This window comes from Streptomyces sp. NPDC093221, from assembly GCF_044753885.1.
In the GTDB taxonomy this organism is placed as follows: Bacteria; Actinomycetota; Actinomycetes; order Streptomycetales; family Streptomycetaceae; genus Actinacidiphila.
In genome coordinates this window covers 813,303-826,553 of the sequence record NZ_JBIVOA010000004.1, presented here as the reverse complement: position 1 = coordinate 826,553, position 13,251 = coordinate 813,303, and the positions used below count along the sequence as shown (strand labels likewise).

8 protein-coding genes are annotated in these 13,251 nt (G+C 71.4%); 7 read left to right on the top strand and 1 reads right to left on the bottom strand.

The window, feature by feature from the left end:
* Positions 1–202 precede the first annotated feature (202 nt).
* Entirely contained in the window at positions 203–652 is a 450-nt protein-coding gene (locus tag ACIQCJ_RS20480; protein ID WP_355347799.1) for a nuclear transport factor 2 family protein, read from the bottom strand.
* A gap of 160 nt (positions 653–812) precedes the next feature.
* Between ACIQCJ_RS20480 and ACIQCJ_RS20475 the strand changes: the two genes are divergently transcribed.
* The 7 genes from ACIQCJ_RS20475 (at position 813) to ACIQCJ_RS20445 (ending at position 13,075) form a co-directional block, all read left to right on the top strand.
* Positions 813–3,545 carry an alpha/beta fold hydrolase gene (locus ACIQCJ_RS20475; protein WP_402712121.1) on the top strand — a complete coding sequence of 911 codons (2,733 nt, stop codon included), beginning with the start codon at positions 813–815 and terminating at the stop codon, positions 3,543–3,545.
* 14 nt (positions 3,546–3,559) lie between these two features.
* Positions 3,560–4,444 (top strand): ABC transporter permease, encoded by an 885-nt coding sequence (locus ACIQCJ_RS20470; RefSeq protein ID WP_188282197.1) that lies wholly within the window; start codon positions 3,560–3,562, stop codon positions 4,442–4,444.
* Positions 4,445–4,729: 285 nt separating this feature from the next.
* Entirely contained in the window at positions 4,730–6,112 is a 1,383-nt protein-coding gene (locus ACIQCJ_RS20465; protein ID WP_402712120.1) for a S8 family serine peptidase, read from the top strand.
* 230 nt (positions 6,113–6,342) lie between these two features.
* Entirely contained in the window at positions 6,343–7,896 is a 1,554-nt protein-coding gene (locus tag ACIQCJ_RS20460) for a chitinase (protein WP_355347790.1), read from the top strand.
* 133 nt (positions 7,897–8,029) lie between these two features.
* Positions 8,030–8,866: an undecaprenyl-diphosphate phosphatase gene (locus tag ACIQCJ_RS20455; protein ID WP_401722728.1), complete on the top strand. Its 837-nt coding sequence runs from the start codon at positions 8,030–8,032 to the stop codon at positions 8,864–8,866.
* Positions 8,867–9,028: 162 nt separating this feature from the next.
* The gene (locus ACIQCJ_RS20450) at positions 9,029–11,278 is read left to right on the top strand and encodes an RICIN domain-containing protein (RefSeq protein WP_391050685.1); all 2,250 of its coding nucleotides are present in this window, start codon (positions 9,029–9,031) and stop codon (positions 11,276–11,278) included.
* 258 nt (positions 11,279–11,536) lie between these two features.
* The gene (locus ACIQCJ_RS20445) at positions 11,537–13,075 is read left to right on the top strand and encodes an aldehyde dehydrogenase family protein (RefSeq protein ID WP_355347784.1); all 1,539 of its coding nucleotides are present in this window, start codon (positions 11,537–11,539) and stop codon (positions 13,073–13,075) included.
* Positions 13,076–13,251 lie beyond the last annotated feature (176 nt).

The window sequence follows — 13,251 nt, the reverse complement described above, 5'->3', positions numbered from 1 at the left end:
CCACCCCACGGCGAACCGCACCGCTAGCCCCCCCCCCCCCGCGCACCCGCCCCCCCCCCCCCCCCCCCCCCCCCCCCCCCCCCCCCCCCCCCCCGGGGGGGCCGCGGGGGGGGGGGCCCCCCCCCCCCCCCCCCCCCCCCCCCCGCCGCGGCGGTTCACGGACACCGCGCGAACCGGGTACGTCCGGAAGGCGGCCGGTCGCTCACGCCTGCGCGGAGCCCGGCGCCCGGTACATGTACGACGTCTCCTGCCGCCGCGAGGCGATCCGCCAACCGCCGCCGTCCCGCGCGAAACCGTCCACGTACCAGAAGCCGCACAGCAGCACACCGCGCTCCGCGGCCTTGCCGCCCTCGGGCAGCACGAGCGGGTTGAGGCACATGGTGCGGCCCGTCGCGCGGTCCCCGTCGAGCCGGATCGCGCAATTCCCGAGCAAATGCTGATATCCGGGAAAACGCGGCATGACGGCCGCGAGAAATTCCTTGATCTCCGGCAGAGTTCCGCGCGGTCCGCCGGTCGCCGTGTAGTCGAGGACCGCGTCCTTGGTGAAGACCGCGTCCAGCAGCGGCCATTGGCCGGTGTCCACCGCGTGGCTGTATTCGATCAACAGATCCTGGATTTCCAGCCGGTCGGAGATATCGCCGAGCGAGAGCATGCGGCCCCTCCTGCCCGCGCCCGGACGGACGCGTGGGCACCGCATGGATGGCACGCGCCACCGGAGAAGTCAAGACACCTGACAGGCGCGGAGTATGGGAATACCCGGAGAACCCTCCGCCCACGCCCGGTCCGCGGCCCGAGCCGCCTAGGATCGAGGGATGGATCTTCGATGGCCGCGACGCAAGAGGTGGTTCGCCGCCGCGGGGGCGCTCGTGGTGCTGGTGGCGGGCGGCGTCGCGGTCGGTACGGCGACCGCGTCCGGTGACGGGGGCTCGGTGCACCGCAGCGACGCGATGCTCGACGGCGCCGGGGGCGTACGCCTGGACACCTCGTACTTCACCTCGGGCGGTCCCGGCAGGCGGCCCGCCGTACTGCTCGGGCACGGCTTCGGCGGCAGCAAGGACGACGTGCGCGGCCAGGCCGAAGCGCTCGCCCGGCACGGCTACGCCGTACTGACCTGGTCCGCGCGCGGCTTCGGGCACTCCACCGGACGCATCGGGCTCAACGCGCCGGACGGCGAGGTCGCCGACGTCGGCAAGCTCGTCGACTGGCTCGCGGACCGCCCCGACGTGCGGCTCGACGCGCCGGGCGACCCGCGGGTCGGCATCTCCGGCGTCTCGTACGGCGGCGCGATCTCCCTGCTCGCCGCCGGTTACGACCGGCGCATCGACGCCATCGCGCCGCGCATGACGTACTGGAATCTGAGCGACGCGCTCTTCCCGAACGACGTCTACAAGAAGCTGTGGGCCGGCATCTTCTTCTCCAGCGGCTCCACCCCGCTGGACGCGGCAGCGGGCGGCGACCGGACCCCGGACACAGGCGCGGGCGCGGGCACGGGCACGGGCACGCCCGCCGGAGCGCCGACGACCGCCGACCCCCTCTGCGGCCGGTTCGAACCGTCCGTCTGCGCGCTCTACCAACGCGTGGCCCAGGCGGGAAAGCCCGACGCCGCCGCCCGCGCGCGACTCGACGCGCTCAGCCCGTCCGCGGTCGGCTCCCGTATCAAGGTCCCCGCGCTGATCGTGCAGGGCCAGACCGACTCGCTGTTCACCCTCGCCCAGTCCGACGCGATGGCCAAGGCGATCAAGGCCAACGGCGCACCCGTGACCGTCGACTGGATCGCGGGCGGACACGACGGCGGCAACACCGAGAACGGCAGGATCGACCAGCGGGTCACCGCCTGGTTCGACCACTACCTCAAGGGCGAGACGTCCACGAGCACGGGACCCGCCTTCCGGGTCACCCGCACCGGCGGCCTCAACTCCACCGACGGCAGCGTCACCCTGCGCGGCGCGAGCGGCGACAGCTACCCCGGCCTCGACGGATCGGGCAGCCGGAAGATCGCGCTCGCCGGCTCCGCCCAGCGGATCACCAACCCGGCGGGCGGCGCCCCGCCCGCGATCTCCGCCGTCCCCGGCCTCGGCGCGCTCACCCAGCTCTCCTCGGTCGGCGCCGGCATCTCCCTGGACTTCCCCGGCCAGATCGCGGTGTTCGAGTCCGCGCCGCTGCGCGACGGCGCCCAGCTCACCGGAGCGCCGTCGGTGCGGGTGAAGGTCGCCACCGACGCGCCGGACGCCGTGCTCTTCGCGAAGCTCTACGACGTCGCGCCCGGCGGCAAGGAGACCCTGCCCGCCTCGCTCGCCGCCCCCGTACGCGTCGTCGGGTCCGGGCAGGGCACCACCGTCACGGTCCGACTGCCCGCCGTCGACCACGACTTCGCGGCCGGGCACCGACTGCGCGTGGTGCTGTCCACCACCGACCTCGGCTACGCCTCCCCGGCCGCGCCCGCGGCCCTGACCGTCTCGCTCGCGTCGCCGACGCTCACCCTGCCCACCGACACCGGACTCGGCGCCGACGCCACCTCGGTCGCGTGGTGGGCCTGGGCACTGCCGCTGATCGCGCTGGCCGTGGCCGCCGTCCTGCTGCTCACCGGCCGCCGCCGGGTCCGCCCGCGCCCGGCCGACCCGGCGCTCGCCGCGGTCCCGTTGCAGATCACCGGCCTCAGCAAGCGGTACGCGAAGTCCGTCGACCAGTACGCCGTACGCGACCTGTCCTTCCGCGTCGAACCCGGCCAGGTGCTCGGCCTGCTCGGGCCGAACGGCGCGGGCAAGACCACCACCTTGCGGATGCTGATGGGCCTGATCCGTCCCGACGAGGGCGAGATCCGGGTGTTCGGCGAGGCGGTACGGCCCGGCGCGCCCGTGCTGTCCCGGCTCGGCGCCTTCGTGGAGGGCGCCGGATTCCTGCCGCATCTGTCCGGCCGCGCCAACCTCGACCTGTACTGGCAGGCCACCGGCCGCCCGGCGCAGGACGCCCACCTGGCGGAGGCCCTGGAGATCGCGGGCCTCGGCGACGCGCTGGAACGGGCCGTGCGCACCTACTCGCAGGGCATGCGGCAGCGGCTGGCCATCGCGCAGGCCATGCTCGGCCTGCCGGACCTGCTGATCCTCGACGAGCCGACCAACGGACTCGACCCGCCGCAGATCCGCGAGATGCGCGAGGTGCTGATCCGCTACGCGCAGGCGGGCCGGACCGTGATCGTCTCCAGCCACCTGCTGGCCGAGGTCGAGCAGACCTGTACGCATCTGGTGGTCATGGACCGCGGGCGGCTGGTCACGGCCGGTCCCGTCGCCGACATCATCGGCTCGGCGGACACCGTACTGGTCGGGATCGACGGCGAACTGCCGCAGAGCGCGGTCGAGAAGGTCGCCGCACTGCCCGGGGTCGCCACCGCGGTCCGCGAGGAGGACGGTCTGCTCGCGGTGCTCGACGGCCTGACCCCGGCGCAATTCGTGGCCGAACTCGTCCGTCTCGACGTGCCCGTGGCCCAGGTCGGGCCGCACCGCCGCCTGGAGGACGCCTTCCTGACCCTGATCGGAGGCTCCTCGTGAGCGCCGCACCCGCCATGCCCGCCCCCGCGCCCGCACCGGACGGGTCACCGGCCCGCGCCACCGCGCCCGGCTACCGCCCCGGCCGTACGCTGCGGCTGCGCGTCGAGGCCAGGAGGCAGTTGCGCAGGCGCCGCACGATGATCGTGGCCGCGCTGCTCGCCGCGCTGCCGTTCATCCTGATCGCCGCCTTCGCGATCGGCGGCACCCCGAGCGGCGAGGGAAGGAACGGCCCGACGCTGATCGACACCGCCACCGCCTCGGGCGCCAACTTCTGCGCGACCTGCCTGTTCGTCTCCGCGGGCTTCGTGCTCGTCGTGCCGGTCGCGCTCTTCTGCGGCGACACCGTGGCCTCGGAGGCGGGCTGGTCCTCGCTGCGCTATCTGCTGGCCGCGCCCGTGCCGCGGACCAGGCTGCTGGCCGTGAAGCTCACCGTGGCGCTGGGCTTCAGCGCGGTCGCGCTCGTCCTGCTGCCCGCGGTCGCGCTGGTGGCGGGCACCGTCGCGTACGGCTGGGGGGACCTGGAACTGCCGACCGGCGGGGCGCTGGCGTCCGGTGAGGCGCTGCCGCGGCTGGCGGTCGCCGTGATCTACATCTTCGTGAGCCAACTCGTCACGGCCGCGCTCGCCTTCTGGCTCTCCACGGTCACCGACGCGCCGCTGGGCGCGGTCGGCGGCGCGGTCGGCCTCACCATCGTCGGCAATGTGCTGGACGCCGTGACCGCGCTGGGGCGGTGGCGCGACGTGCTGCCCGCGCACTGGCAGTTCTCCTGGGCGGACGCGCTCCAGCCGACGATGGAGTGGTCCGGCATGCTCCAGGGCACCTCGGTGTCGGTCTCGTACGCGATCGTGCTGACGGCGCTGGCCTTCCGCGGCTTCCGCACCAAGGACATCGTGTCCTGACCCGCCGTCGGCCGTGTCGTGACGTGGCGTATGCCGTGCCGTGCCGTGCCGTGACGCCGCCGCATGACGGGCCCCGTGACGCCGCCGTATGACGGGACCCGTGACGCCGCCGCACGCCGCCGCACCATGACGCCTCGTCATGGCATGCCCATGAAATAACCAAGGGGCGGCCATCCGGAGTAAAGCGGTCGGCAGCAAACGGCGAAGTCTCTTGTCCTGGGCATGATCTGTGGGTGTGATCGCGGCATCCGTCTCGTGCGGTCGCACTCCACACAAGGAGAGTCCATGCGCAGATTCCGTCCGCGGCCCCGCGCCGCGGTCGCGGCGGCAGGGGTCACCGCCCTCGCCGCCGCCGCTTTGACAGCCGCTCCCGTCGCCGGGTCCGCCACCGCCGCCCCGGCGCGTACCGCACCGGTGGTGAAGGCCGTGCCCGCGGTCACGGGACACCGGCTGGTGAGCGGGGTGAGCAGCCCGCTCAGCAGCGCGCAGTGCCAGGCGAAGTGGGGCATCAACTGCTACACCCCGCAGCAGTACCGCCAGGCGTACGACCTCAAGCCGCTCTACCGCGCCGGTATCACCGGCAAGGGGCGGACGATCGTGATCGTGGACTCGTTCGGGTCGCCGACGATCCAGCACGACCTCGACGTGTACAGCCGGCAGTTCGGCATCGCCAGCTCGCACGTACAGGTCGTCAAGTGGGGTGATGTGCCGCCGTTCGACCCGACGAATCCGGACCACACCGGCTGGGCGAGCGAGAGCACGCTGGACGTGGAGATGGCGCACGCCGTCGCGCCCGACGCGCACATCGTGCTGGTGGAGACCGGCGTCGCGGAGACCGAGGGCGTCGAGGGGCTGCCCGAGATGATGGACGCCGAGAAGTCGATGATCGACCACGGCGTCGGCGACGTGATCACGCAGAGCTTCGGCGCCACCGAGAACACCTTCCCCGGCTTCGACCGGGGCGACTTCTCCAGCATCCAGAAGCTGCGGTACGCCTTCAAGGCCGCCGCCGCGCACGGCGTGACGGTGCTGTCGTCCTCAGGCGACGGCGGCGCCACCGACTCGATGGCGGACGGCGCCACCGACTACCCGTACCCGGTGAACTCCTGGCCCTCGTCCGACCCGCTGGTCACCTCGATCGGCGGCACGCAGCTCCACCTGGACGACGCGGGCGACCGCAACGCGCCCGACAGCGTCTACAACGACTACGGCGCGGGCGGCGGCGGCCAGTCGCACGTCTTCACCAGGCCCTCGTACCAGGACGTGGTCAAGAACGTCGTCGGCGCCCGGCGCGGCACCCCGGACATCTCGATGACCGCGGCCGTGGACGGCGGCGCGTGGGTGTACTCCTCCTTCGACCCGACGGCCGTCGGATGGGACGTGTACGGCGGCACCAGCGAGTCCAGCCCGCTGTTCTCCGGCATCGTCGCGCTGGCCGACCAGCTCGCCGGGCACCGGGTGGGCGACATCCACCAGGCGCTGTACGCGCTCTACCGGGGCGACAGCAGGCTCACCGGGATCGAGGACGTCAAGGACGGGACGAACAACTCCTACGACGGCGTCACCGGCTACACCGCGGTGAAGGGGTACGACATGGCGACCGGTGTCGGCACGCTGGACGCCGCGCGGTTCGTTCCCGCGCTGGCGATCGCCAGTTGGCGGCGCTGACCGTCCGAGCGGGGTACTGACAGGTCACCGCCGCGTCCGCGCGGGCGCGGCGGTGACACGTGCTGTCCGGGCGCCGGAAATGTCCGGTCCCGCGGGGTGAGTGGTCCAACTCCGTTATCTGTTAGGACTCTTGACAGTCGGGTGGTCCAGACCAACAGTATTGGTCCAGACCAGCAGCGCCCCCTGTGCTGTCGGCCCCCACACATCCCCCCTCGAAGGGAGCGCGGTCCATGACCGGACCCGTTCGCAGACCCCTCCGCGCGTTGCTCACCGGACTCGTCACCGCCACCGCGGCGGCCGGGCTCGCCCTGACCGGCAGCGGCACCGCCCACGCCGCCACCCCGCTGCCCGCCCACGTGTTCGCCCCGTACTTCGAGGCGTACAACGGCGACAGCCTCTCCGGCCTGGCGTCGGCCTCCGGCAACAAATTCCTCACCATGGCGTTCATCCAGACGCCGTCCGTCGGCTCCTGCACCCCGTACTGGAACGGCGACAGCTCGCTGCCGATCGCCCAGGCGAACTTCGGCGCCGACATCGACACCCTCCAGGCGGGCGGCGGCGACGTCATCCCGTCCTTCGGCGGTTACGCGGCCGACAACAGCGGCACCGAGATCGCCGACAGTTGCACCAACGTCAGCTCGATCGCCGCGGCCTACGAGAAGGTCATCACGACCTACGACATCAGCCGGATCGACCTCGACATCGAGGACAACTCGCTGACCAACGCCGGCGGCATCGACCGCCGCAACAAGGCCGTGAAGATGGTCCAGGACTGGGCGGCGAGCAACGGCCGCTCGGTGCAGTTCTCCTACACCCTGCCGACCACCACCCACGGGCTGACCACCGGCACCGCGGGCGACGGCTCGGGCCTGTCGGTGATCCAGAACGCCATCTCCAACGGCGTCAAGGTCGACGTCGTGAACCTGATGACGTTCGACTACTACGACAACGCCACGCACAACATGGCGACCGACACCCAGACCGCCGCCACCGGCCTGCACGACCAGCTCGCCGGGCTCTACCCGTCGAAGACCGACGCGCAGATCTGGGGCATGGTCGGCGTCACGGAGATGCCCGGCATCGACGACTTCGGCGCGGCCGAGACCTTCACCACCGCCAACGCCACCACCGTCTACAACTGGGCGGTCAGCAAGGGCATCAACACGCTGTCCTTCTGGGCGCTCCAGCGCGACAACGGCGGCTGCCCCGGCCAGGGCGGCTCCGACACCTGCTCCGGCGTCGCACAGAGCACCTGGCAGTTCAGCCACACCTTCCAGCCCTTCACCGGCGGCGGCACCACCACCCCGCCCCCGGCGAACGACTTCTCGGTGTCGCTGACCCCGGCCTCCGGCTCCGTCGCGCCGGGCGGTTCCACCACCTCCAGCGTGCACACCGCCGTCGCCTCCGGCACCGCGCAGTCCGTCGCGCTGACGGTCTCCGGCGCCCCGGCCGGTGTCACCGCCACGCTCAGCCCGACCTCGGTGACCGCGGGCGGCAACGCCACCTTGTCGGTCGCCACCACGGCCTCGGCGGCCCCCGGCACGTACACCCTGACCGTCACCGGCAAGGCGGGCACCACGACCCACACCGCCGCGTACACGCTCACGGTCACCGGGACCACCACCGGCTGCACCGCCACCGCGTGGAACAGCAGCGCGGTCTACGTGGGTGGCAACACCGTCTCGTACGCCGGTCACACCTGGAAGGCCAAGTGGTGGACGACGGGCGAGACGCCCGGCACCACCGGTGAGTGGGGTGTCTGGCAGGACCTCGGCGCCTGCTGATCCGCATCCCGCGGCGGCCGGGCCCCGGATTCGGGGTCCGGCCGCCGATCCTCTAAAGTCTGACCGTTGTCTACGAACATGTAGTCGTAACGGGCCGGGGCGATCACCGGCGGACAAGGGGCGGGACCACCCAATGAGCGTCATCGGCGTCGGCCAAGCCGTCATTCTCGGCGTCGTGGAAGGAGTGACCGAGTTCCTTCCGGTCTCCTCCACCGGGCACCTGAAAATGACCGAGGGCCTGATGAACATCCCGGTGGACGACAAGGCTGTCGTCGGCTTCACCGCGGTGATCCAGACCGGCGCCATCGCCGCCGTCTTCGTCTACTTCTTCTCCGACATCAAGCGGTTCGTCGGCGCCTGGTTCAAGGGGCTCGCGAACAAGAGGGAGCGCGACAACCACGACTACAAGTTCACCTGGTGGGTGATCTACGCGACCATCCCGATCGTCGTCGTCGGACTGGCCGCCAAGCCGCTGATCGACGGCGCCCTCGCGTCCTTGTGGGTCGTCGCCTTCTCGCTGATCGGCGGCAGCGTCGTCATGTGGTGCGCCGAGCAGATGGCGCGATTCAAGCGCGGCGAGGACCAGGTCACCTTCAAGGACGCGATGATCGTCGGCTGTTCGCAGATCCTCGCGCTGCTCTTCCCCGGCTTCTCCCGGTCGGGCGCCACCATCTCCACCGCGCTCATCCGCGACCTGGACCGGGTGGCCGCCACCCGCCTGTCGTTCTTCCTCGGCCTGCCCGCCCTCACCGGCGCGGGGCTGTACGAGTTGAAGGACGCCACCAGCGGGGGCGTCGGCGTGCCCGCGCTCGCCGTCGGCACCGTGGTGTCGTTCGTGATCGCCTACGTCTCCATCGCCTGGCTGCTGAAGTTCGTCGCCAAGCACTCGTTCAACTCCTTCGTGATCTACCGGATCGTGGTCGGCATCCTGCTGATCGGCCTGCTGACGACGGACACGATCAGTTCCTGACTTACCGTCAGACGCACTCCGAGGGCCCGGCCGGGACGGCCGGGCCCTCTTTTCCGGCCGGATAGTTCACGACTTATTTTTTGATGTGTATTGACTCGCCGACGGGCGGCCCCTAGCGTCCACACCGCATCGCGACCCCACAACGCGACCGAGGAGACACGTGTGACTCAGGTCCCCACCGTGCCCGGCACGCCCACCCGCACATCCCGCACCCGCAGACGAACAGCCGCCATAGCGGCGGCGCTCGTCCTGCCGGTCTCGGCCTGTATCGCCCTGGTCACCGCACGGGACGCGGGCGCCGCCACCATCCCGGCCGCCCCGGCCAGCGTCACCAGCGTCAGCAGCGGCAAGTGCGTGGACGCGCGCGCCGCGGCCACCGCCAACGGCACAGCGGTGCAGCAGTACGCCTGCAACGGAAGCGCCGCCCAGCAGTGGCAGTTCACCGCCACCGACAGCGGCTACTACCGGATCGGCGTGTCCACCGCGCCCGCCCAGGTGTGGGACGTCACCGGCGTCTCCACCGCCGACAGCGCCACCACACAGCTCTGGCTGTACGGCGGCGGCAGCAACCAGCAGTGGCAGCCCGTCGCCGAGAGCAGCGGCGCCTTCCACTTCGTCAACCGCAACAGCGGCAAGTGCCTCGACGTGCCCGGCGCGTCGACCGCCGACAGCGTCCAGCTCCAGCAGTACACGTGCAACGGCACCACCGCGCAGTCGTTCAACGTCAGCGGCAGCGGCGGCGGCACCACGCCGCCGACCACCCCGCCCAGCGGCGGCGACCCCGACCTCGGCCCGAACACGGTCGTCTTCGACCCGTCGATGTCCGCCTCGACCATCCAGTCCAAGCTGAACTCGATCTTCAGCCAGCAGGAGACCAACCAGTTCGGCAGCCAGCGCTACGCGGTGCTCTTCAAGCCCGGCACCTACAGCGCGGACGTCAACGTCGGCTTCTACACCCAGGTCGCAGGACTCGGCCTGAGCCCCGACTCGGTCACCATCAACGGCAAGGTGCACGCCGAGGCCGACTGGTTCCAGGGCAACGCCACCCAGAACTTCTGGCGTGACGCCGAGAACATGTCCGTCAACCCGACCGGCGGCAGCGACCGTTGGGCCGTCTCGCAGGCCGCCCCGTACCGGCGGATGCACGTCCGCGGCAACCTCGCGCTGGACGACGGCGGCTGGTCGAGCGGCGGCTTCATCTCCGACTCCAAGATCGACGGGCAGATCCAGTCCGGCTCCCAGCAGCAGTTCCTCACCAAGGACACCGAGATGGGGTCCTGGAGCGGCTCCAACTGGAACATGGTCTTCGTCGGCGACAAGGGCGCGCCCGCGCAGAGCTTCCCGACGTACACCACCGTCGCCAGCGCGCCCGTGGTGCGCGAGAAGCCCTTCCTGTACATCGACAGCGCGGGCAAGTACCAGGTCTTCGTGCCCGCCCTCCAGTCCAACGCGTCCGGCACCACCTGGAGCGGGAAGACGCCGGCGGGACAGTCGCTGCCGATCGACCAGTTCTTCATCGTCAAGCCGGGCAACACCGCCTCGGACATCAACGCGGCGCTCGCGGCGGGCAAGAACCTGCTGTTCACGCCGGGTGTCTACCACCTGAACCAGACGATCAACGTGACCCGGCCCGACACCGTCGTCCTCGGTCTCGGTCTGGCCACGCTCGTCCCGGACGGCGGCGTCACCGCGCTGACCACGGCCGACGTGGACGGTGTGAAGCTGGCCGGGCTGCTCATCGACGCGGGCACCACCAACTCGCAGACGCTGATGCAGATCGGCCCGGCCGGCTCGTCCGCCAACCACGCGGCCGACCCGACCAGCCTGTCCGACGTCTTCTTCCGGATCGGCGGCGCGGCCGTCGGCAAGGCCACCCAGTCGCTGGTCGTCAACAGCAACAACGTCATCGGCGACCACATGTGGCTGTGGCGCGCCGACCACGGCAACGGCGGCACCGTCGGCTGGAACACCAACACCGCAGCCACGGGCCTCGTCGTCAACGGCCAGAACGTCACCATGTACGGCCTGTTCGTCGAGCACTACCAGCAGACCCAGGTGCAGTGGAACGGCAACGGCGGCAGAACGTACTTCTTCCAGAACGAGATGCCCTACGACCCGCCCAACCAGGCTTCCTGGATGAACGGTTCCTCGCAGGGCTACCCCGCCTACAAGGTGGCCGACTCGGTCACCAGCCATGAGGCGTGGGGGCTCGGCAGCTACTGCTACTTCTCCGCCAACTCCTCGGTGGTGTCGGCCAACTCCTTCCAGGTGCCCAACACCTCCGGGGTGAAGTTCCACGACATGGTGACCGTCTCGCTCGGCGGTGTCGGCACCATCAGCCATGTCATCAACACCACGGGAGCGGCCGTGAACAGCGGCCATCAGGTCACGTACCTGACCAGCTACCCCTAGTCACACAGGGGTACACGGGGGACACAGTGGGGCCGGCCGGCACAGGGGGCGCATCCCGTCGGCCGGCCCCTCTCCCGTGCGGTGACCCCCGCTCACCCGCGCCGTAACCCGCCTCCTCCCGTGCCGTGGCCGGGCACGGTGACGACCGACACACCCGTGGTCGAACACCGGAACCCCCGGGAGTCCAGTCGCTATCGTCGGCAGACGCGCGGTGGTGCGCCGCGCGAGTTCCGCCCCCCGACGAGAGCGGAGTTCCGAATGACCCTCATCCTCAAGCCCGGAACGGCCTGGAGCGACGCGTGGCGGCGCGCCCTGCGGACCGCGCCCGAGGCATTCCGCGACGACCGTGTGCTGAATCTGTGGGACGGCCGCTGGCAGGCCGACGGCCGCCCGCTGCCCGCCACTTCACCGGTCGACGGCAGCCCGATAGCCGGGCCGCCCCGGCTCGACGCGGCCACCGCGCGACAGGCGGTACGCGCCGCGCTCGACGAACACCGGAGCTGGCGGCACGTACCGCTGCCCGACCGCAAGGCGCGCGTCTCGGCGACTCTGGACGCCCTCACCGAACACCGCGACCTGCTGGCCCTGTTGCTGGTCTGGGAGATCGGCAAGCCCTGGCGGCTGGCCCGCGCCGACGTGGACCGGGCCATCGACGGCGTCCGCTGGTACGTGGACGGCATCGAGCCGATGGTGGCGGGCCGCACCGCACTTGCCGGTCCCGTCTCCAACATCGCGAGCTGGAACTACCCGATGAGCGTGCTGGTGCACGCCATGCTCGTCCAGGCGCTCGCGGGCAACGCGGTCATCGCCAAGACGCCCACCGACGGCGGCCTGGCCTGCCTCACCCTCGCCGCCGCGCTCGCCAGGCGCGAGGGCATTCCCGTCACGCTGGTCAGCGGCAGCGGCGGCGAACTCTCCGAGGCCCTGGTGCAGTCCTCGGAGATCGGCTGCGTCTCCTTCGTCGGCGGCCGGGACACCGGCGCCCGGATCGCGACGGCCGTCGCCGACGTCGGCAAGCGGCACATCCTCGAACAGGAAGGGCTCAACTGCTGGGGCCTGTGGGAGTACAGCGACTGGGACGCCTTCGGCGCGCAGATCCCCAAGCTCTTCGACTACGCCAAGCAGCGCTGCACCGCCTACCCGCGGTTCGTCGTCCAACGCTCCCGCTTCGCGGACTTCCTCGCCGCGTACCTCCCGGCGGTCAAGTCGGTCAGGACCGGCCACCCGTTGGCCGTCGCCGCGCCCGACGACCCGCTGCCCGCACTCGACTTCGGGCCGCTGATCAACGCGGCCAAGGCGAAGGAGCTGGCCGATCTGGTCGCCGAGGCCGTCGACCGCGGCGCGGTGCCGCTGCACCACGGCGCCCTCGACCCCGGCCTCTTCCTCCCCGGCCAGGACACCTCCGCCTACCTCGCCCCGGTCACGCTGCTGGGCCCTCCGCCGTCCTCGCCGCTCCACCACACCGAGCCCTTCGGACCCGTCGACACGATCGTCCTGGTCGACACCGAGGCCGAGCTGCTCTCCGCCATGAACGCCAGCAACGGCGCCCTGGTGGCCGCCTTGTCCTGCGACGACCCGCGCACCACCGAACGCCTCGCCTCCCAGGTCCGCGCCTTCAAGGTCGGCCGCGGCGCGCCCCGCTCCCGCGGTGACCGCGACGAACTCTTCGGCGGCCTCGGCGCCTCCTGGCGCGGCGCCTTCGTCGGCGGCGAACTCCTCGTCCACGCCGTCACCGAGGGCCCCACCCTCGACCGCCTCCCGGGCAACTTCCCCGACTACCAATTGCCCGCGGCCTAGGGAGGCGCCCTGGGTGAGGCCGCGGTTGCGGCGAGCCGTGCGGGGGAGCCCTCTTGCGCAGACTCACCGCGATCCCCTTTTTTTGCCGCCCTCTCGCCTCCGGCGGCTTAGATCCGGTGTCGACAGTCGATCGTGCTCGCTCCCTCGTTCCTCGGTCGCTGTGCGCGTTCTCCCTT

What these genes read in the sequence shown, in the direction of transcription:
- ACIQCJ_RS20480 (WP_355347799.1), bottom strand. Translation starts at nt 652, where the DNA reads ATGCTCTCGCTCGGCGATATCTCCGACCGGCTGGAAATCCAGGATCTG.
- ACIQCJ_RS20475 (WP_402712121.1), top strand. Translation starts at nt 813, where the DNA reads ATGGATCTTCGATGGCCGCGACGCAAGAGGTGGTTCGCCGCCGCGGGG.
- ACIQCJ_RS20470 (WP_188282197.1), top strand. Translation starts at nt 3,560, where the DNA reads ATGCCCGCCCCCGCGCCCGCACCGGACGGGTCACCGGCCCGCGCCACC.
- ACIQCJ_RS20465 (WP_402712120.1), top strand. Translation starts at nt 4,730, where the DNA reads ATGCGCAGATTCCGTCCGCGGCCCCGCGCCGCGGTCGCGGCGGCAGGG.
- ACIQCJ_RS20460 (WP_355347790.1), top strand. Translation starts at nt 6,343, where the DNA reads ATGACCGGACCCGTTCGCAGACCCCTCCGCGCGTTGCTCACCGGACTC.
- ACIQCJ_RS20455 (WP_401722728.1), top strand. Translation starts at nt 8,030, where the DNA reads ATGAGCGTCATCGGCGTCGGCCAAGCCGTCATTCTCGGCGTCGTGGAA.
- ACIQCJ_RS20445 (WP_355347784.1), top strand. Translation starts at nt 11,537, where the DNA reads ATGACCCTCATCCTCAAGCCCGGAACGGCCTGGAGCGACGCGTGGCGG.